The organism is Mucilaginibacter sp. P4_E8 (assembly GCF_056401495.1).
Genome location: NZ_JBFUJG010000003.1, coordinates 114,858 through 136,615 on the forward strand (window position 1 = coordinate 114,858; position 21,758 = coordinate 136,615).

The 21,758-nt window shown below is 41.2% G+C and carries 14 protein-coding genes; 7 read left to right on the forward strand and 7 right to left on the reverse strand.

Features of this window, described 5'->3' with window-relative positions:
- Positions 1–13: 13 nt before the first annotated feature.
- From AC1DRQ_RS02695 to AC1DRQ_RS02725, 7 genes are all read right to left on the reverse strand, one after another.
- A complete protein-coding gene (locus AC1DRQ_RS02695) occupies positions 14–586 on the reverse strand; it encodes a cytochrome b/b6 domain-containing protein (RefSeq protein WP_477422074.1) in 573 nt (190 codons plus the stop codon).
- A 45-nt stretch (positions 587–631) separates the two neighbouring features.
- The gene (locus tag AC1DRQ_RS02700) at positions 632–2,020 is read right to left on the reverse strand and encodes a chloride channel protein (protein WP_477422075.1); all 1,389 of its coding nucleotides are present in this window, start codon (positions 2,018–2,020) and stop codon (positions 632–634) included.
- A 174-nt stretch (positions 2,021–2,194) separates the two neighbouring features.
- The gene (locus AC1DRQ_RS02705; protein WP_477422076.1) at positions 2,195–2,662 is read right to left on the reverse strand and encodes an ester cyclase; all 468 of its coding nucleotides are present in this window, start codon (positions 2,660–2,662) and stop codon (positions 2,195–2,197) included.
- Positions 2,663–2,677: 15 nt separating this feature from the next.
- Positions 2,678–3,079, reverse strand: a complete 402-nt coding sequence (locus AC1DRQ_RS02710; protein ID WP_477422077.1) for an ArsR/SmtB family transcription factor — start codon at positions 3,077–3,079, stop codon at positions 2,678–2,680.
- Positions 3,080–3,221: 142 nt separating this feature from the next.
- Positions 3,222–4,097 (reverse strand): RNA polymerase sigma factor, encoded by an 876-nt coding sequence (locus AC1DRQ_RS02715; protein ID WP_477422078.1) that lies wholly within the window; start codon positions 4,095–4,097, stop codon positions 3,222–3,224.
- Positions 4,098–4,153: 56 nt separating this feature from the next.
- The gene (locus tag AC1DRQ_RS02720) at positions 4,154–4,930 is read right to left on the reverse strand and encodes an SDR family NAD(P)-dependent oxidoreductase (RefSeq protein ID WP_477422079.1); all 777 of its coding nucleotides are present in this window, start codon (positions 4,928–4,930) and stop codon (positions 4,154–4,156) included.
- Between the two features lie 377 nt (positions 4,931–5,307).
- Complete coding sequence (locus AC1DRQ_RS02725; protein WP_477422080.1) at positions 5,308–6,309, reverse strand: glycoside hydrolase family 43 protein; 1,002 nt, start codon at positions 6,307–6,309, stop codon at positions 5,308–5,310.
- 227 nt (positions 6,310–6,536) lie between these two features.
- Here AC1DRQ_RS02725 and AC1DRQ_RS02730 point away from each other — a divergent pair, with 227 nt between their 5' ends.
- The 7 genes from AC1DRQ_RS02730 (at position 6,537) to AC1DRQ_RS02760 (ending at position 21,745) form a co-directional block, all read left to right on the forward strand.
- Positions 6,537–10,616 (forward strand): two-component regulator propeller domain-containing protein, encoded by a 4,080-nt coding sequence (locus tag AC1DRQ_RS02730; protein ID WP_477422081.1) that lies wholly within the window; start codon positions 6,537–6,539, stop codon positions 10,614–10,616.
- Between the two features lie 373 nt (positions 10,617–10,989).
- Positions 10,990–14,037, forward strand: a complete 3,048-nt coding sequence (locus AC1DRQ_RS02735) for a SusC/RagA family TonB-linked outer membrane protein (RefSeq protein WP_477422082.1) — start codon at positions 10,990–10,992, stop codon at positions 14,035–14,037.
- A gap of 16 nt (positions 14,038–14,053) precedes the next feature.
- Positions 14,054–15,679, forward strand: a complete 1,626-nt coding sequence (locus AC1DRQ_RS02740) for a RagB/SusD family nutrient uptake outer membrane protein (RefSeq protein ID WP_477422083.1) — start codon at positions 14,054–14,056, stop codon at positions 15,677–15,679.
- A gap of 247 nt (positions 15,680–15,926) precedes the next feature.
- Complete coding sequence (locus AC1DRQ_RS02745; protein WP_477422084.1) at positions 15,927–17,255, forward strand: BNR repeat-containing protein; 1,329 nt, start codon at positions 15,927–15,929, stop codon at positions 17,253–17,255.
- A 30-nt stretch (positions 17,256–17,285) separates the two neighbouring features.
- The gene (locus tag AC1DRQ_RS02750) at positions 17,286–18,392 is read left to right on the forward strand and encodes a glycoside hydrolase family 43 protein (RefSeq protein WP_477422085.1); all 1,107 of its coding nucleotides are present in this window, start codon (positions 17,286–17,288) and stop codon (positions 18,390–18,392) included.
- Positions 18,393–19,179: 787 nt separating this feature from the next.
- On the forward strand, positions 19,180–20,580 hold the full coding sequence (locus AC1DRQ_RS02755) for a S41 family peptidase (protein ID WP_477422086.1): 1,401 nt from the start codon (positions 19,180–19,182) through the stop codon (positions 20,578–20,580).
- Between the two features lie 79 nt (positions 20,581–20,659).
- The gene (locus AC1DRQ_RS02760; RefSeq protein ID WP_477422087.1) at positions 20,660–21,745 is read left to right on the forward strand and encodes a FecR family protein; all 1,086 of its coding nucleotides are present in this window, start codon (positions 20,660–20,662) and stop codon (positions 21,743–21,745) included.
- The last annotated feature ends 13 nt before the right edge of the window (positions 21,746–21,758 follow it).

Genomic DNA, 21,758 nt, shown 5'->3' on the forward strand with positions numbered 1-21,758 from the left:
AAATTGTTGATATTCAGGCTTTGTCGCCGCTTATTATTTTTGAAATTATCCCTTTTTCAGGCCCAAACTCAGCGAGCATGACACCTCCAATATGCAATACAATAAAGGTAACCACATAGTAAAGTGATTGCACATGAATAAGTTCCATATTATGCTGTAAACTTTTTGGCCCGTTTTGTATCATAAAGCCCGTTAAAAGGGATACCACCAGTAAAGCATAAAAAATAATATAAACCCAGGCCTGAAACTTTTCCTTTTTTTTGGTCTTTTTTGAAAATGGACTTTTGTAGGCAATTCCCTGTACGGCAATCAGTACCATCCTGATGATGTAGAGACCAATCAAGGTATAACCAGCCAGTATATGCCAGTTCCACATGGGTTTGCGTACTGCCTTCCCTATAACTGCTGCATCTTTTGTGTTGATGTGAACATTTGACTTATTCAGGTTTTGCTGAATGATGTTTCCTACATGATCTTTGTTCATCCAACCCATTCGTAACAGAATAGTCAGTAAAAGAAATAACGTGGTAAAAGCGATAGCCCAGTGAATGAGCCGGTGTGCGAGATTAAACCTTTGTTCTCTCATATGATTTTAATTTAGAAAAAATGTATTAGCAGATTAAGGGATAAATTATGTTTTGATCTGTTCAACGTGTTCAACCATTTCAGTTTCTTCGGTAGTATTCAGGTCCCGTATAAATTGAAGTTTGAGATAGCTATAAAGCGAATGTTTGTCTACTAAAATGGATACGAGGCTGGAAATCATACCTGCTAATAGCAAATGAAATATTACGGCATGGTGATCTGTCATTTCCAATACGATGATTATCGATGTAAATGGCGACCGCGTTACCCCGGTTAAGAATCCAACCATTCCCGATAAAATAAGCATATTAGTATCGATAGCTGAAAAATTGAACCAACTGGCCACTAAAGAACCTATACTTGCTCCCGCACCCAATGCCGGTGTGAATATGCCGCCTGCCGCGCCTGTTGTGAACGATAATAATGGGCCGGTAATTCTTAATATAGGACTATACCAGTGTACATATTTAGCAGAAGTAAACAGGGTATTTTGCATAACATCTTTACCAGAACCCAAAATTTCGCGGTTAACGAAGTAAGCCAGGGTAATCATGATAAGTGAACATGCTACAACATATAATACATGATGCCAGGAGAATTTAAATTTTGTTTTCCACGCGAAAATGAACAGGATCAATTTTGATACATAGCTTCCAAGCAATCCTGAAATCAGGGCAACTACTGCTACACCACAAAATATGTATGAAGAAAGGCCATTCAACTTTGGTGAGCCTAAGTATAAATAGGGGCCCAGCATCGCTTGTGCTGTAAGGCCAGCAATAATAACAGACGAAACAATTGCGGTTTTATTATAACTGAAGTGTGTTTTGGTTAAGCCCTCCATCGCAAAAATAATACCTCCTAAAGGCGTATTAAATGTTGCGGCCACGCCAGCTGCCGCACCCGCGATAAGCATACTTGATTTGGTGATTTTTGGCCACCATTTTGGTAGTACCCCGTATATTATTTTAAATATGGAAGCGGCTATTTGAATAGTAGGGCCTTCTCTGCCGATAGCCCCGCCGCCAAGTTCCATGAATAAACTTGAAATTACTTTTATGAATGCCACACGGAGGCTTAATAGTTTGTCAACAACCGGGTTGTTTTTGCGGGTAGCCGATAATTGTATGGCCGCCATAACCTGGGGATCTCCGCCTCCTTTGGAATAAGGTGCAAAACGGTGAACGAGCCACCAGGCCACAACAAAACAAACGGGCGACAAAATGAACAACGCCCATGCATACCGGTCAAAAATGGAAGATGTAAAATCCTCCGCTATCTGAAAAAACTTACCGTAAAGAACTGCAACCAGACCTGTAATAATGGATGCGATCCAAAAGGGGACCGCCTGTAATAGCGTTCTTTTTAAGGTTACATTTCTTGTTTTGCCAACAGAATGTCTTAAATGAAGCCCGGTGCTGTGCATAATTTTCATTAATGATAATATGTAACCCCGCGGCATTAGCGTTAAATAAACAACGCTTATTCAACGCTAATGCTATTAAAAGAAATTGACTTTTATATTTAAGGTAATTAAACTGAATCGTTATTTCGGAATAAGCCGATACATTGATTCAATAATAACCTGTAAATAGGGGTAATTAAATGATTAAATTTTTTGTTGGGAAGGGTCTTTGGTAAGTTGCTGATACACTTCCCAGGAATTTCGCTCCACCCGGTTATGTGCTAATTTGTTATCGCGTATTTCCCATATGGCAGTTCCGATTAAATTTATAGGCTGATTATTAGGTTCCAGCCCAAACATGCCGTTATGGAAACCGGTAAATCTCCATCTTGATACTACCTTCGAGCCATCCTTACTTTCAAAGATATCCAGGTTTTCTAAATTGGCATTGTTTATTGTTTTCAGAAATCCGGCAACCCATTGTTTAAAATTATCGCGGCCTTTGATTTCTACACCAGCATTGGTGATCATAAAATCTTCAACCATAAGTTCATCAATGAGGTCTAAATTATAAGGGTAGCTCCACACGTTATTCCAAAAATGCAGAACCTTGTCTACCGGAGATAATTCCGACAGAGTCTGTTGTTGAGAGGTGTTTGAATTTTTCATCATTTTTATATTTAAGTCTTAACATAATAAGCTCAGTTCCTGAAAAACAGCTTCATTTCTTTTATAATAAGTCCACTGGCCCTTATGGGTAGAGATAAGTAATCCAGCTCGTTGCATAACAGAAAGATTTTCTGAAATGGTAGACTGGGTCATACCTGTTTTCTTTTGAATCTGGCCCACGCAAATACCTGTAATAAATGGTTCTTGTTGGTCTGGAAAATAATATTCAGGTGTTTTAAACCAGGCCAGTATTTGCAAACGGGTGGGGCTAGCGAGAGCTTTAAAAATTTCTACATGATTCATGGCACAAATATACATCGGGATTTCCCGATATGCCAATTGTTTTTTCTGAAATGACATGAAATTGACGCTATTAACATCAAGGATAACCTTTCCGTTTTGTGCGTTTATAGCACTCACAACTTTGCCGCGTTAGATATTAAGTGTTGTCGGCACCCTGACCCGGAAGTTCAACGACCACAACTTTTTATCCTTTGAAACAAGACGCCGGGGGCAGCGATGTGATGATCGCTTTGAAATTTAAAATTGTAACTGGTAACGCTTAGTTTAAATGAAACAGTTGCTTGATTTGCGGGTCAAAAAGCAGCGATTCAATAAGTTGATCGCCAGCTTTTGTATCCGTATAAACCTGACTGGTAAAAAACTGAAGGTATTTGCCTTCTATAAGGCTGTCTAATTCCTCGTTCTTGGCAACTGTTACTGAAAGAATAGACTGACGATATTCCGGTTTAAAGGTCTGCGTTTCGGCATCTATTTTACCTTCATTCATAAACCCTTTCGTTTTCTTAAAGCACCTGCATGGATTATCCGGTTTCATTAACCCGCATTTATGGTCCATAAACTGGAAAAGATCTGCCTTTGCCCGCGATAACTGTTTTCTGAAATTCTCTGGAGTAATATCAAGCAATGCCGAAGCGATAGTAGATTTAATGTTAAAAACACCCCCGAGCACAAAAACAGCTCTTTGCTGCCTGTCCAGGCAAAGCAGCATGCTCGACATACAATTGTTACGCACGTCGGTAATGTGATCGCTGTACCGTTCCTGTTCTTCAAGGCTCATATCCTCACTATCATGCACCTCATCAATATAAACACCAAGCTTATTAAAAGAAATCACCTCCTGCTCCGCCTTTTTGCGTTTACTGCTGATAAAATGGTTCATGACCATGCGATACAGCCAGGTACGGAAACTACTTTTATCGCTGAATAAACTGAGCTTTGTTATCATTTTAATTAGTACTTCCTGCGTCATGTCGGCCGCGTCATCAGCGTCCCTTACCAGCTTGAGCGCTACGTTATAAATAAAGCGCTGGTGCAGACTGACAAGTTTTTCCATGGCTTGCCTTGAACCGTCGCAGGCTTGCTGAACGATGATGATGTCCTGGCTTTCATCGTATTTTTCGATAAATGGATACATGATCAAAAAGTTTATGGTGAGGCGGCATGTAATAACCTGCAAGTTAGTTAATTAAATTAGCTTCGGCCAGCAGCAAGACCACCGTCGATATCCAGAATAGTTCCGGTAATCCATTCCGCGTCGTCGGATAATAAAAACACGATAGCGTTAGCCACGTCCTGAGGCTGGCCGTTACGGCCTAAGGGATGGATGCTGTTTAAACCCTTGTAGGCATTTTTAACACCTTCAGCTGAACCGGCCAATTCATCCAGAACGCCAGTTTCAACAACACCAGGAGCAATGGCATTTACACGAATTTTATCATCAGACAATTCCATTGCTGCATGCTGTGTAAAAGCCTGCAAAGCGGCTTTGGCCATTGAATAAGCTGAGGTAGGAGTTCCTTTGACAGCATGTTTTGCCCAATATGATCCGACGTTAACAATTGATCCGCCGCCATTGGCTTTCATTTTTTTAGCGATCGCCTGGGTAATAAAATAGAACCCTCTGTTAATATCCTGAAAAGCATCATAATCTTCAGGCTTGCTGTCCAAAAATGGTTTGGGAGCAAAAATACCTGAAGCATTTACCAGGTAATCGATGGCCTGATTGTCTCTATCAAGTGTTGAAATGTAATTAGTAACGTCCATATCTGACGTGAGGTTAAGCCTGATTCCGGAGACCTCGCCGAATGCGCTTAATTCTGTTACGGCTGCATCAACACTTGACTGACTTTTACTGATAACAATCACTTTAGCGCCGTTTTCTAACAATAATTTTGCAGTGGCTTTGCCCATGCCGCTTGTTCCGCCAATTACAATGGCTGTTTTTGAGTGGAAAGATGAAGTTTTCATAATTGCTTTTTTAATTTGTTTACACCTTAGACGCATCTTTTAAATACTGTGACAACTTTAATGATGACGTCACAAAGCGGCCATGCCGGTCATTACTTTATCAATTGACAGGGTCAAAATCAGATCGACCAATCCCTGTTCTTCTATTAAGTCTTTTTGTATTTGACAGGAAAGTTTAAAAAACGTTCATAAAAGCCCTTTGCACTGTACTCTGAGTGCAGTCACCATTTATGAGATCACTTTAAAAAGGATTGGTAGAACAAAGTGATTTTTACGACTAACTGATGTCGCGCATAGGCAACATGCCTTCCGTTGAAGTGCATATTATGGAAAACACGGCGGATGCCAGTGGTGTGGGTGAGCCAGGTCAGTGATCGTCAGCGTATAATGGTCTCGGCGTGCACTATTAGCCTGTCGCCAGAGTCATCTACTTCAAACAAATGGGGTATCCGTCGGTACCGGCCATTAATATTCTGGTGACTATGTACTGCCATCAACAGTTTGCCCTGTAATGTTTTGAATAGCATGCCATGTCCGAAATTAGGCGGGGTAATAGGTTCTTTCTCATGTACCCATGGGCCATCGAGCGTACCGCTTGAAGAATAGGCCACACCTTGCGTATAAACGTCATACACCCAACTTGTCCAAATCATACCCAGGCGCCCAGTTTGGGTACGGAACACGTACGGTCCGTCTGTAACCTTATTAGGGTGGACATTCCCGTTTTCATCCTTTTCCCTGCTCCAGGGAGAATCGCTGGCGCGGAATAATACCTTTCCAATTCCCACAGAGCCGCTTAAATCAGGTTTTAGTTCAATTTTCTCGATAGTGCCGTTCCAGTTCTGTAACCATTCATAGCAATATATCATATAAGGTTTTCCGTCCTTGTCCACCCAAAATGTTCCGTCTAGCGTCGGTTTGTTAGCAGGCAGATAAGTAGCGTCATGCATTGGCACATAAGGTCCGTCTGGCCGATCACTGACCAGGACATGAGATGCACGGCGTTCTATGACATTGCCTTTTACTGTATCAATCTTAACGTCACGGTTAGTAAACGTAGCAAAGTAATAATACCTGCCCTTATACTCATGCAATTCCGCAGCCCAGATCATAGGGTGGGGGCCCATCCAGGACTGGGGATCGGTCTTTGTAACCTGGAAAGGACCATCCCACAATTTGAGATCTTTGCTTTTCCAGAGCATGCCGCCTGTACCCGTCATGTAGTACATGGCAGTTTTAGAATCTGCCAGGATAAATGGATCGCTAAGCTGGATGGAATCAAGCGGAATATTTTTTCTCGGGATAGTAGTTTTTTGCTGAGCGAAAAGGGAGATTGAAAAAATCAACAAAAAGTATAAAAATGGAAAAGACTTTTTCATATCAATAGAAATTTGGCATGCTGTTTATGGTTTTTAATATTGGCTAAATACGAATTTAGGTGTTTTTTAATCGACCTACAGGGGGATAAAACCATATTTTTCAGGGGACATAATCGCTTTACAGGTCTTCCAGAACGAATATTTTGGAATTATTTATTAATTAATCCCGATGCTCGTTTTTTTAAATTATTTGTAGTTTTACGAACCAACCGTGTGTTTTAATAAAAATGCGTAAAAAAATAAAGTATGTTTTCCTTTTCAAAGCGTACTTGTATTTTAGTATACTATTACCTTTCAAAGTCGGGGCTGCAACACAACAACCCATCAGAGTTCTTAATATTGATAATGGTTTATCTAATAATTCTGTCACCTGCATAACGAAGGATAAATACGGGTTTATGTGGATGGGGACTTATGATGGCCTTAACCGTTATGATGGTTACACGTTTAAGGTTTTCCGGAATATTTGGGGGGATAAAAATTCGCTGGTCAACAATCACATTAAATCCATTAATGCTTGCGATGGACGAATATATGTAGGCACGGAGAAGGGCCTTATGTTTTTTGACTATGCTGATTCCCGGTTTCATGCACTTTATTGTTATAATGAACAACATCAGCCTATTAAGATCGGGTTTAATATCAATGAAATAGTCGCCGACCACTCCGGTAATGTTTTTGTCACTAACGGTACGTACGGTTTCTTGAAATTTGGCAAAACAGATACCATTGGCAAAGAGATTTCGTATGATACTAATAAACAACGGTTTAATACGCTGGCTACCCGTATAGATAACCGGGGCACCATATGGGTGCTGGTAAGCAAAATTGGGCTCGGCAGATATGACGCCGTAAATGAAAAGATAAAAATTGTAGCTCCTGAGCTGGCATATGCAGGCTGTATGACCATTGATGGAAAAGGTAAAATAATAGCGGGTTCAGGGAACGAATTGTTTATGTACGATCCCGTTTCCCTTAAAACCACGAAGCTTGATAATGGGCTGAACAAATTGACCAGCAATAATATTTTTAGCTTAACCACAACAAAAAACGGTGATATCTGGGTAGCGACCAACGGGGGAGGCATCAAAGTATGGAATCCATCGGCAAATAACCTTACTTATATCAATGCAGGCGAAACACCCAATAGTTTACGAAGCGGTGCCGTTGATGCTGTTTATGAAGATGATGAATCCAGGATCTGGATAGCAACCTTACGGGGCGGCGTAAATATTATTGACCGCAAGCCGGTATCGTTTCATTTATTCGCACATGATGCTTTTAATAAAAATAGTGTTATCAATAATTTCATCCTGTCGTTTTGTGAAGATAAACAACATAATGTGTGGGTTGGTACCGATGGCGGCGGGCTAAATTACTGGAATACCAGGACTAATACATTTGAAGCCTATATACACCAAAATGCTCCTGGAACCATAAGCAGTAATTTTGTTGTAAGCATTTTAAATGACCATACCAACAAAATATGGGTAGCAACTTTTAACGGCGGTATTGACGCGTTTGATAATGTAACCAGGCGGTTTAAACATTATAGTTGCTACAATCAGGTAGATAAAAAGGAGGAAAGAAACTTTTGGAAACTATATGAAGATTCGCAGCACCGCCTGTGGGCAGCCAGCACCTGGGGAGGCGCTTTGTTTTTGTACAACCGTAATAAAGATCAATTTGAGCTTTTTGATAACAGCCTGGTAAATATCCACGCGCTGTTTGAAGACCATGCGGGTAATTTATGGGCCGGAAATTACATCAACCTTATTAAAATTGATGTTCAGCATAAAAAGCACCACTTTTATTTTATTGGTCAGGCCATAAGGGCTATTACTGAAGATAGTAAACGCAATTTGTGGGTTGGCACCGAAGGTGGTGGATTGCTTCAATATGATACAAATACCTATCAGTATAAAAGGTACACAGAATCGGCCGGATTACCAAGCAATAGTATACTTAATATATTGGTGGATAACAACGGGAATTTATGGTGCAGTACCTATAACGGACTTTCCAACTTCAATGTAAAAACAAAAAAGATTACCAATTACAATGCTTCTGATGGGTTACAAAGCAACCAGTTTAATTATAACGCGGCCTTGAAACTGGCATCGGGTAAAATGCTCTTTGGCGGCATAAAAGGGTTCAATTTTTTCTCGCCTGATAGTATCGCACCTTACGCGCACCAGCCCCGGCTGATGCTTTCTGATTTTACAATAAATAATGTATCCATTGAGCGCGACAGCACCTATGAACAAAAGCAGCCATTAAATGAATTAAAAGAAATAACTATCCCGTTTAACCAGGCTACATTGAATATCAGCTATACGGCGCTCGAATACTCATTCCCCGAAAAAATCTCCTATGCCTATTACCTCGAAGGCTGGGATCATGGTTGGAATTATGTAGGTAAGCTCAAGTCAGCCTATTTTTCGCGCMTTAATGAAGGAACTTATACCCTGAAAATCAGGGCTACCAATACAGAGGGGCAATGGGCAGCGCCGCCCATCGCCATTAAAATTATTGTTTTACCCCCGTGGTACCGCACGTGGTGGGCCTTTTTAATTTACCTGTCACTGGTGTTCGCTATAGCTTACGCGCTTTATAATTACAGGGTAAACCAGGCCAGGCTCAGGTTTAAAGTAAAGCTGGCCAACCTGCAGGTAGAAAAAGAAAAAGAGCTTAACGAAAAGAAGCTAACTTTCTTTACCAATGTATCGCACGAGTTCAGGACGCCACTAACGCTTATTATTAATCCTATAAAAGATCTTCTTAATCAAAGCAAGGGTAATACCGAAGAACTGAGTACCATTTATCGTAACGCGCGCCGCTTGCTTGGTCTGGTTGATCATTTACTGCTTTTCCGGAAAACCGAAAGCGAAAACACGCAGCTGAAAGTGAGTAAACTAAATTTTGTGAGTTTATGCAGGGAGGTTTATTCCTGCTTTATTCAGCAAGCTAAAATTAAACACCTTAATTATAGCCTTGAAAGCGGGGTAGAAAACATGGAGGTATACGGCGACCTGGAGAAGATAGAAATTGCCCTGTTCAACCTCATATCAAATGCTATAAAATTTACTCCCGACCATGGTACTATCCATATTATCATTGAGCAGGACGATACTCTGGTGTACTTTAAAATAATGGATAGCGGCATAGGTATAAATGCCGATGTGGGTGACAGGCTGTTTGATAAGTTTTACCAGGCAAAAGATAAAAACTATTTCCGTAAAGGTTTTGGCATAGGTTTATACCTGGTTAAGGTTTTTATTGAAAGCCATAAAGGTAGTATCAGCTACTTCAACAACTCTGATGGTGGTACTACATTTTTGCTCGCACTGTTAAAAGGTAAGGCTCATTTTTCCGAAGATGCGATAGTTGATGATGCTGTACCAGATTACACCTACGTAAATGAACTTATTGATGATGATAACAAAGATGCTGAGCAGGAAGAAGATCTGGCCGCGTTGGAGTTATTCAGTTCGGCCAAGTATTCGCTTATAGTGATTGATGATAATGATCAGATCCGGTCATACATCAAAAAGATATTTACGCCTGGTTATATCGTAATGGAAGCCCAAAATGGCACTGCAGGTCTTGAGCTTATTAAAAAACATATGCCTGATGTAATTATAAGCGACATTGTAATGGATGGTTTGAGCGGGCTTGATTTATGCCGGATCATAAAGGAAGATCAAGCCATAAGCCATATCCCTGTTATACTTTTAACCGGGGATACAACGCCTGATATCATGTTGAAGAGTATAGAGGAGGGGGCTATTGATTTTTTACGCAAACCTTTTGATAAAGAATTGCTTATTGCGCGGGTAAAAAGTGTATTGCGCAATAAAACCGAGCTGCAGAACTACTTTTATAAGGAGGTTACCAAAAATAGCAACGGCCGTAGTATCTCGCAGGAAAACAAGGATTTCCTGAATAATTGTATTTCGGTGATCGAGCATTATTTTACCGATGACCAGTTTGATGTATATGTGCTGGCCAAAGAGATCGGTATTAGTTACCCAACGTTATTTAAACGCCTGAAAGGTATCACCGGGCAGTCTGTTAATAATTTTATCCGGTTTGTGCGCTTGCGCAAAGCTGCCGAATTGCTTATCCAAACCAATTGTAATGTTAACGAAGCCGCGTTCCAGGTGGGCTTCAGCGATGTAAAATACTTTCGCGAACAATTCTTCAAACAATACGGAGTCAATCCATCCGAGTTCATCAAAAAACACCGCGCCAGTTTTCAAATCTCCTATCGTATGAATGAGTTTGAAAAAAACTCATCCAAATAAATTGGCCTCTATTTTGGCGATATACTATCGCTCGGAAAATCTCCCCAAATAAAATAAGCGTTATTTTAACACTTATTTCTTGCGTATTTTTCAAAATCTGTTAAAATAACGTGTTTTTATATGTTTTGACCCCTGTAATTTATAGTTTTACCCCTCTCTCGCAATGCCGAATTACGCTTATTTCGTTTCCACCAACAAGCAATAATCAATACCAATATTTTATTGCCGGCAAATTATAAACTAAAACCAAACGCTATGAAAATTTCAAAAACGCACAATTGGATAGCTCCTGCTGTGGGGTTAAATCGCCCGGGATAGGATGCGGTTACTAACTATAATCCAAATTAAATAAACCCAATAAACCAATTAAATTATGAAGTACAGATTTACTCACTTAAACAGTTTTTCCGTATGGCTTTTGATAATAATGCTGATGGGCATTACCCAAGGGGCCAGCGCGCAAACAAAAATTAATGTAAAAGGCGTTGTAAAAGATGCCACCGGCAATGTGCTGCCGGGTGCAACGGTAAACATCGAAGGCACAAGCCAGTCAATCACAACCGATGCTAATGGCGCTTTTAAAATTGATGTTGCCGAAGGCTCCACGCTAAGAATCTCCTTTGTGAGCATGGTTGCTAAAAGTATCCGGGTTAATAAAAATACAACCACATTAAACGTAGTACTTGAAGATAGCAACAAGCAACTGAATGAAGTGGTAGTGGTTGGTTACGGTACTCAAAAACGATCGGATGTTACCGGATCTGTTACAACCGTACCTAAATCGCGCCTGTCACAATTGCCGGTTACCAATATTTTACAGGCCGTTGAAGGAGCTGTTGCCGGTGTTACAGTAACCTCCCCATCATCTGTGCCTGGCTCACAACCAACTGCCACTATCAGAGGGCAAAATTCAATTTCAGCCGCTTCCGGACCATTCGTAGTAGTTGATGGTATCCCGCTTACCAAAAGCGGCGGCTCACTCAATGATATCAACCCCAATGATATCGCCTCTATGGAAATATTAAAAGACGCGTCGGCGGTGGCTATTTACGGTGCCAACGGTTCGCAGGGTGTTATCCTGATCACTACCAAGCGCGGTACAACAGGTAAACCCGTTATTCGCTATAGTGGTTATGGCGGTTATGAAAACCTGGGTCATATCCTGGAGCCAAGAGATCCGGCAGCGTTCACCCAAAAGTTTTTGGATTATGAGGCGCAAAATAATTTAAAACAGCAATTTCCTGAACCCGTATATAACAACTCCGAACGGGCTAATTACGCCGCAGGGCGCACCATTGATTGGGTTAAAGAAAGCACCCAACAGGGTATTATGCAGGATCATAACCTAAGTGTAAGCGGCGGCACTCCAGATGTGAAATACTTTTTGTCTGCCGATTACCTAAAACAAAAAGGTGTAATAAAAGGCTATCAGTATAACCGGGCAAGCGTACGTTCAAATTTGGATGTAAATGTAACCAGTTTCCTGAGCATGGGCGCAAACCTTTATTTCGCTAATAATAATTATGACGGCGGCCGGGCCAATTTACTCAACGCCACCGCTATGAGCCCATACGGTAATGAGTATAACGCCGATGGTACCTATACCATTTACCCGATGGCGCCCGAACAGTTATACACCAATCCATTACTGGGCTTAACTACCGATCAGATTAAYCGCAGTGTAAATATTAGCGGGAATGGTTATGCCCAGATAACATTTGGCGGCGTGCTTAAAGGATTAAAATATCGCTTAAATGCGGGCTATACCTATTTACCCACCCGCGTAGACAGCTACAGCGGCAGGCTGGCGAACACGCCATTAGGTTCGGCTACAGCATTAAGCTCCGAAACCAACAGCTACACGCTGGATAACTTATTATTATATACAAGGGATTTTGGTAAACACCGTATTGATTTCACCGGGCTTTACAGTACCCAACAAAGAAAATACTTTACTTCGGGCATAGCCGGAACAGGCTACATTAATGATGAGCTCTCATTCAACCAGRTCGGGATTGGCTCAACTATATCGGGCGCCACAGTAAATGGTTCATTTTCAGGGACCTATTCTGACAGGTATGCGCTCAATTCACAAATGGCGCGTTTAAACTATTCTTATGACAGCCGTTATTTATTAACACTAACTGTTCGTCGTGATGGTTCATCTGTATTTGGTGCCAATACTTCCAAATATGGCTGGTTCCCGGTAGCGGCTGTTGGCTGGAATGTGAGCAACGAACGTTTTCTTAAAGACTCCAAATGGATCAATAATTTAAAGTTAAGGGCATCTTACGGTAAAACCGGTAACGAAGCTGTTAGCGTATACAGAACAATAACATCGGATGGTACCGTCAGGTTTCCGTTTAACGGGGTAAGCAACATAGGGGTACAGGCCAGTAACCTTGGTAACAGCAACCTGCATTGGGAAACTACCAATGAGGGTAACATAGCAGCTGACTTTTCGGTACTGAACAGCCGTATTTCAGGTACAGTTGAATATTATGATTCACGTACCTATGGGTTATTGTTAAACCGTGCCCTTCCGCTTATTACAGGTTATTCCCAGGTGGTTGATAACATTGGTAAGGTGGCCAATAAAGGTGTGGAGGTTACCCTGAACACCCGTAACATCGACGGCTCAAATTTTAAATGGGAAAGCACCATTGTATTTTCAGCCAACAAAAATAAAATTGTTGACCTGTATGGCGATGGAAAAGATGACATCGGTAACAGGTGGTTCATCGGAAAACCAATCGGCGTAATTTATGATTATAAAATGACCGGTGTTTGGCAAACAGGCGAAGACGCTTCAAAACAAGACCCCGGCGCCAAACCCGGCGATCTGAAGTTTGCAGATACTAACGGCGATGGCAAAATTACAGCTGATGATAAGGTAATTCAGGGGCAAACCGCTCCTAAATGGACCGGGGGCTTAACCAATACTTTCCATTATAAAAACTTTAACCTGAGCATATTTATACAAACTGCCCAGGGCATGTTAAAGAACAATACCGACCTCAACTATGCTGATGAATCGGGCAGAAGAAATACACCGGCAGCTATTGGCTATTGGACACCAACTAATGGCAATCAACAGTTCCAGTCGCTATCATACACAAACACCCGTGGTTATGGTTATCCGCGCGATGCCAGCTATACCCGTATCAAGGACATCACCTTTAGCTACGTTGTGCCGCAAAAATTGCTGGATAAGGCGCATATAGCCGGTTTAACACTGTACGCAAGCGGGCGTAATTTAAAAACCTTTACAAATTGGATTGGCTGGGATCCACAGCAAAGTTTTTATACCAGAGGTACATCAAATTCCGGAGCTAATCAGTCGGCTTATGTTGCTGATTGGACTAACAATTATCCTGTAACACGTACAATTATTATAGGCGCTAATATTTCTTTAAAATAAAGACACACGTAAAGACATGAAAAATTATTCAACAATATTAATTTTTGCAGCAGTGTTGGCAACGGCGTTTGCATCTTGTAAAAAATCCTTTCTGGACGAAAAACCTTACTCATCCTATACCCCGTTAACGCTTACCGACTCCTTAGGTCTTGAAGCATCTGCTATAGGCTTATATAACCTGCAAACCGGTATATTAACCTACTCAAGCGCGCAAGGCTGGCCCAGCGTTTGGCAGGTAGGTACCGATGTGGCAAACGCCACCATACAACAGCAGGGTATTGAAGTACCTTATTATAACTATAGCCAGCTCACCGCAACCGATGGCGCGGCTTCTTATATATGGGGGAAATATTATGCATTGATCAATAATGCCAATAGCATAATTGACAATACAGAAAACCCGGCCACAACCAAAATAGGGGCGCTTGGCAAAAAACAGGTTGAAGCCGAAGCAAAGTTTTTCAGGGCTTATGCCTATAATAACCTGGCTACGCTTTTTGGTGGGGTTCCGCTGATTATACACGCGTTATCTGCCCCAAAAACAGATTTTATCCGGGCAACACTTAATGAYGTAAATGCGCAAATTGTAAGTGATTTAACTTATGCAAGCACCAATCTTTACGAATTAAATGCGGGTAATGCTAAAACCAACGCCCAGGGCAAGCCGGTTAGCCGTGCCAATAAGTACATGGCCATGCAATTACTGGCCGAGGTATATCTCCGTATGGGTAAAAATGACCTGGCCGAGCAACAGGCGCAGGCTGTTATAAACAGTGGTAAATTTAGCCTGGTTAAAGGGCGTTATGGCGTTAGGGCAGGTGGTGCCGGCGACTACTATTCTGACATGTTTGTTTACGGCAATCAACGGCGCTCACAAGGTAACACCGAAGCTATCTGGGTGCTTGAGCAGGAGAACTCAGCAGTTGTAGTAGGTGGTAACGTTGATAATGCGCAGCAACGCCGTGTATGGGGCGCTGCTTATTATGCCGTTCCGGGTATGCTTCCCTGCGATTCACTGGGGGGGCGTAGTATCGCGAGGTTAAGACTAAGTAACTGGGTGCTTTATGGCTTATATCCGGCCGGCGACATGCGCAATTCGCAGTACAGTATTAAAAGGCAATATTATTATAATGACCCTGCTTTCCCTGCTTTATTGGGTAAGCCGGTACCTTTCGCCGGTGCCGATACCGCGTTTAGAATTTGCCCAAGCACGTTGAAATGGGGGGCTTTTGACCCTAATGATACTTTTGGCTATGCCATGATCAAAGATTTTGTGATGATGCGTCTTGGCGAAACTTACCTGCTTTTAGCCGAAGCACAGGTAAAACAGGGTAAAACTACAGATGCCGCTGCCGCTATAAACGCGTTAAGGACCAGGGCAAATGCCCCGCAGGTTACACCAGATCAAATGACTTTAAACTTTGTATTGGACGAACGCGCCCGCGAGTTGGTGGGGGAGGAGAACCGGCGTATGACACTGATGCGTACCGGAACACTTGTTGAACGCGCCCTGCGGCTTAATGGCAATGACGCAGTGCATCCTACAAGCGGTTTAACAGCTAAAAACATGCTGCTGCCAATCCCTTTAACCGAAATTCAATTAAATAAGGATGCAAAATTAGACCAAAATCCCGGATATTGAGGAGCGAAGGCGGATTAATGAGCTTATTAACAGACGGAAAACTGCAGTAAATCAGGACATACCAAATGTGTTAAGCAAACCGGTTAAGGAAGGTCCTTAACCGGTTAATAAATAAGAGCCGGAGGATACGAGTGTATCACGCCCGTTTCCAGGAAAGACCTGGGGGGGGGATTTCCCCGGGACTACCGGCAATTAAAACTCAAATAAAAGACAAGGGCAGTGTTTATTGCCCTTACTTTTTCTTTTTATGAAATTATACTGTTTAAAATATCAACTTTTAATAGGTGTCCTGCTTTGCGGTGCGATGGCTGCAATAGCGCAAACCGGCAAGGTTACTACCAGTACTATAGGCCTGGGCTGGGCAAACAACTCCGTTAATACGGTTGTATTTCGTAAAAACTCACTCGTTACTTTTAAGGGCGAACAATATGCAGCCTATTACAATAATGAACAGATATTGGTGCTGGCTAAAAGAAAAAGCGGCGCGGCTAACTGGCAACTTTTAGCTACACCATATAAAGCCGATGCTACTGATGCCCACAAGGATATAAGTATTATGGTTGATGGTGCCGGTTATTTACATGTTGCCTGGGGGCATCATAACCAAACATTAAATTATGCTAAAGGTGTTAAACCCGGCAGTCTCCTTTTGTCGGCACCACAAAGTATGACGGGCATTAACGAAAACAGGGTCAGCTATCCCGAGTTTTACCGTTTGCCTAATGGCGATCTGCTGTTTGTTTACCGCGATGGAAGTTCAGGTAATGGCAACCTGGTGATGAACAGGTATGACACACGTTCGCAAAAATGGGCTAATGTACAGCAAAATCTTATTGATGGCGAAGGCAAACGCAATGCTTACTGGCAGATGTGTATTGATATAAAAGGGATTATTCATATTTCATGGGTATGGCGCGAGAGCCCCGATGTGGCAAGCAATCATGATATGTGTTATGCCCGTTCAAATGATGGCGGTCTGAGTTGGGAAAAATCAACCGGCGAAAAATGTACGCTCCCCATTACGGCCGCCAGTGCCGAGTATGCCTGCAACATACCACGACATAGCGAACTCATCAATCAAACATCCATGTTTGTAGATGATAAGGGTAACCCGTTTATTGCTACCTATTGGCGTGATAGCAGCACTGCAGTTCCTCAATATCATATTATTTATAAAACAGGGAGCAACTGGCAGTCGGCCAACCCCGGTTTCAGAAACACGGCTTTCAGCCTTGGTGGGGCGGGTACCAAAAGCATCCCCATATCCCGACCGCAAATAATTGCCTGGAAAAAAAGCGAGAAACAATCGGTAGCGCTTATATTCAGAGATACTGAACGGGGTGATAAAGTTTCTGTGGCTGTAAATGCCGATCTGCAAAGTACCAACTGGCGGGTTAGTGATTTGACAACTACACCCGTAGGGGAGTGGGAGCCAACTTATGATACCGAACTGTGGAAAGATAAAAAAGTACTCAACCTGTTTGTTCAACAGGTAACACAGGTCGATGGCGAGGGGAAAGCCAGCGTCGCTCCCACTAAAGTACAGGTATTGGAATGGAATCCTTTAAATAATTAATCATCATAAAAATAACACAAACATCATTATATGAAATGCTATCGCTTTTTATTACCAGCCTTTTTGCTGCTAAGTATCATTGGTCATGCGCAAACCAAGTTAAACAGTTTCAGCCCTGGCGCACGCTGGCCTGATGACAATGGGGTACACATTAATGCCCATGGCGGGGGGATATTATATAATAACGGTGTTTATTATTGGTTTGGCGAGCACAAGATTGCCGGCAATGCGGGTAACCGGGCCATGGTGGGGGTGCATTGCTATTCGTCAAAAGATCTGTATAACTGGAAAGACGAGGGCATATCACTAAGTGTTTCGCCCGATCCAGCAAGCGATATCGCAAAAGGGTGTATCCTGGAGAGACCAAAAGTTATTTATAACAAAAAGACGAAGAAATATGTCATGTGGTTTCATCTTGAATTACTGGGTAAGGGGTACAGCGCGGCCCGTGCAGGAGTTGCGGTGAGTGATAAGGTGACCGGTCCATATAAGTTCATTAAAAGCTATCGGCCTAATCCGGGGCAAATGCCGTTTTATCCAGAGCTTACTCCTCTGGCTGATAAATTAAATTGCCTTAGCCCGGCTAACAAAAGCGATGGTTTCTTTTGCCGCGATTTTCCGGGTGGTCAGATGGCACGCGACATGACTGTTTTTGTTGACGAGGATGGCAAGGCTTACCATGTTTTTTCATCCGAAGAAAACTACACGCTTGACCTGGCCGAGCTAACGCCAGATTATACAGGTCATACCGGCAAATTCATTCGCATATATATAGGCCACCAAACGGAAGCGCCCGCTTTGTTTAAGCGCAATGGAATTTATTATATGATTGGCTCGGGCTGTACAGGCTGGGCGCCTAACGCGGCCCGTTGGTTTACGGCCAAATCTATCTGGGGGCCATGGACCTATCACGGTAACCCCTGCCAGGGGCAGGATAGCCAGATCACTTATGGAGGTCAAAGCACCCATGTGCTGCCCGTAGCCGGTAAAAAAGATGCCTTTATATTTATAGCTGATAAATGGACTCCGAAAGATGCAATTGATGGCCGTTACCTGTGGCTGCCTATAAGTTTTAAAGGTGATGATATGGAAATAAACTGGATAGATAAATGGAGTCTTGACACATTTGAGAAATAACATGTGGAATCTTCGCTGCTAAAGTCTTTATTACCTTATTGTAAATTTTGAAAAACACTCCCAGAATAATGGAGTGAAAATCATTTATTTTGAGTGTTCCAAAGGATGGATACGAGCCAGCATTTTAATCTCAATATTGCCTTTAGAGCATCAAACAATGTCACTAAACTAAATGAGAAATCATTATTAATCTTTAAATCAATTCTGTCCATAACCAGGCCATAAGTGAAAAAAAGAATAAACCACCGCAGATGACTAAACTACCTGTTAACAGTAGATTTGGATTATAACCAAGGTGTTCAGGGATTTCTTTGTCTAAATTATTCTGCTGCATACATTAAACTGAATGATACGGCCCGTAAAAGATTTTTTTTTTGAGAATAACGCCATAAAATCTTCGTCCAAACCAAATTGCCCAAGTCAGAACAACAATATCGAGTAATGACAAAATTAAAATAGAGATGCTTGTTCTATGCATAAATAAGTTTTAAGTGACAGACTTTCCGATACCTAATGGGGCACAGGATATAATTTGTCAGGTGTCGCAAGTCACTGTCAAAAATTATACTGCCTATTAATAGCTACACGGTTAATAAGCCAAAATTTACTATTTCATTTTGCAAGAAAAATTTTCGAGACTGAAATATTAAAAGCGAATGATCACTAAATCCCATTAATGGTCATGTTATCTGATATTCTCATTTAACTTATTAAAATGCATTAAAGAGAATAGTAAAATAACCGTTTCTATTCGTGTATAAATAGGAAACAGCATTTCCATTATACTATGAAATTTTTTAAAAAAATTGTCTTGCCAACCTTTTTGGTAATATCTACTATTATTGTATCCTGCAAGAAAAACGGAGAAGCGCCCAATATACTACCAGAAAACAATCAATGGATTTTGGATAGCATGAAAGTGTATTATTACTGGGCCGATCAGTTACCGCAAAGACCGGGTGCAAATACAAATTCTACCGATTTTTTTAAAAGCCTGCTTAATTCAGCAGACAGGTTTTCCTATATGGATGACCCGGAACATCCTCCAACCGAATATTCATCTTTTGGTTATTATGGATTTGAGTATGCATTGATAGAGCATCCGGCTTTTCCAGGTCGTTTATTGGGCACGGTAACGCTGGTTACTCCAGGAGGACCTGCCGCGAAACAAGGACTACGACGTGGGGATTTATTTTTATCAGTAAATGGAACGGAGATTAATTCCGCTACAGCGGATGGAATTATACATACTTTAAAGCAAGGGGCAGATATTGTATTGCAAATGACAACAATTAGCAACGGTCAGCTAATTAACGGATCTGCACCTTCAATTTCACATTCCTATTTCCGGGAGCAGCCCGTTTACCTGACTAAACTGTTTACCAACGGAAGTAAAAAGGCTGGCTATATTTATTACAATGGTTTCACCCAAGAGTTTGACAGAAATATACTTGATTCCATTGCAAGATTTAAAAGCAGCGGTATTTCAGATCTGATAATAGACTTACGGTATAATCCGGGTGGCGACGTATCCACGGCTGCGAAAATAGCTGTAGCATTAGCACCTGTTAAAGAAGGCCAGACATTTATAATTAGCCAGGCAAATAAAAATGGCGGACAAATTACCGATTCATTTGCTCAAAGCATTAACAAAGGTAATTCACCTCCCAGAACTTTTGCCGAGGTGAGAGATTCAAGAATAACTATTTCTAAACTATATGTGCTTACCTCTTTAGCTACTGCCTCGGCAGCTGAATTATTGATCAATAATCTTAAACCTTATTTGCCTGTTGTACAAATTGGAGAAAAAACTGTTGGAAAAGACATGTCTGGTTTTGAAATCTACGACCAGCGGACACCCCCCCAAATAACTTATTTATTACATCCCCTGATTTTTAAATTATATAATGCAAATAAGCAGGGGGATTATAGTCAGGGATTAATTCCTGATTATTATATTGATGAATTTGGCGCCTTACCATTAAAAGAATTTGGAGACAAAAATGACCTTTTGCTAAAAAAAGCATTGGAATTATCGTTGGGGTCCTCATTAACAACTTCTTCCTCCAGAGTTACTTCAAACTCAGAAATGTTATCCAGGAGAGGCAAAGCTATATTTCAGTCTTCTGCTGCTCGTAGCGCAGTTATGTCGCCTGTTAAAGCAACAAAAACAGGACTAAAATTTTAAAAATAAAAAGCGTAGTAAAAAATACAATCTCATTCGTATTACTAATAAAACCAGAATAAGTCTGGATGCCCCTAAATTGATGACAAAACAATTAATATATAAATATTTCGCCGGTAATTGTTCACCTGAAGAATGTGCAATGGTTGATGAATATCTTAAAGGTAGTGATTTAAGATTGCTTCATGATTATATGGATAACATTGCTAAAAACATTGCTAATGAAAGTGTTTTTAGTAAAGACGAATCTGATAAATTACTGGGTTCTATCCACCAAAAAATAAATAGCGAAGAAAAATTAAATTATATACATCAGAAAATTAATTATAAAAAACTTCAGGTAGTTTCTGCAGATAAGGATGATAAAATAAAACAGATAGACATATATGAGAATAAAAGAAAATCATCATGGAAACCTCAGCTGCGCATAGCGGCAAGCATTACCTTGATTTTGTCAATCGTAGCAGGGTCTTATCAAATATGGAAGCGACAGGGAAATAGCACAAAATCAAGCCTATCTGTATCCAACTGGACAATGGTAGACAATGCTTCGGCAAATGTAAAGGAGTTACAAATGCCGGATGGTACAAATATCTGGTTAAATGCATACTCTTCTTTGGCTTTTAAAAAATCAGAATACAATTGTTTGAAAAGGGAAGTGCGGATTAGTGGTGAAGTTTTTTTTGATGTAGCGCACAATGCCAGCAAACCTTTCATTGTGCGGGCCGGAAACATAAGTACTACAGTACTGGGTACCGCTTTCAATATTGAGGCATATGGAGCTGAAAAAGATATCAGGGTAATATTGGTTCGCGGTAAAGTTCGTGTTAAAACCGGGATTTCTGAACATATACTTACTCCAGGCCRGGTGCTGAAGTATAATAACAGTAATCATCAGATAGCTGTAAATGAAATCCAAACCAAAGATGTTAATTCCTGGATTAACGGAAAGCTTGTATTTAATGATGTTCCATTGCAAGCCGCCTTCAACAGGATAGCACAGTTATATCATATAAGGATAGTTGTGGCTAAAAATACAAAACTGGAAAACAAACGCCTTACAGGTGTTTTCGAGCGCAAATCACCTGAAAATGTACTGAATAATATCCTTTTTGTTTACAAGTTGAATTACCACAAGAAAGGGGGCGACTATATTGTAAATCCTTAGACAAAAAAGGAAA

What these genes read in the sequence shown, in the direction of transcription:
- AC1DRQ_RS02695 (WP_477422074.1), bottom strand. Translation starts at nt 586, where the DNA reads ATGAGAGAACAAAGGTTTAATCTCGCACACCGGCTCATTCACTGGGCT.
- AC1DRQ_RS02700 (WP_477422075.1), bottom strand. Translation starts at nt 2,020, where the DNA reads ATGAAAATTATGCACAGCACCGGGCTTCATTTAAGACATTCTGTTGGC.
- AC1DRQ_RS02705 (WP_477422076.1), bottom strand. Translation starts at nt 2,662, where the DNA reads ATGATGAAAAATTCAAACACCTCTCAACAACAGACTCTGTCGGAATTA.
- AC1DRQ_RS02715 (WP_477422078.1), bottom strand. Translation starts at nt 4,097, where the DNA reads ATGTATCCATTTATCGAAAAATACGATGAAAGCCAGGACATCATCATC.
- AC1DRQ_RS02720 (WP_477422079.1), bottom strand. Translation starts at nt 4,930, where the DNA reads ATGAAAACTTCATCTTTCCACTCAAAAACAGCCATTGTAATTGGCGGA.
- AC1DRQ_RS02725 (WP_477422080.1), bottom strand. Translation starts at nt 6,309, where the DNA reads ATGAAAAAGTCTTTTCCATTTTTATACTTTTTGTTGATTTTTTCAATC.
- AC1DRQ_RS02745 (WP_477422084.1), top strand. Translation starts at nt 15,927, where the DNA reads ATGAAATTATACTGTTTAAAATATCAACTTTTAATAGGTGTCCTGCTT.
- AC1DRQ_RS02750 (WP_477422085.1), top strand. Translation starts at nt 17,286, where the DNA reads ATGAAATGCTATCGCTTTTTATTACCAGCCTTTTTGCTGCTAAGTATC.
- AC1DRQ_RS02755 (WP_477422086.1), top strand. Translation starts at nt 19,180, where the DNA reads ATGAAATTTTTTAAAAAAATTGTCTTGCCAACCTTTTTGGTAATATCT.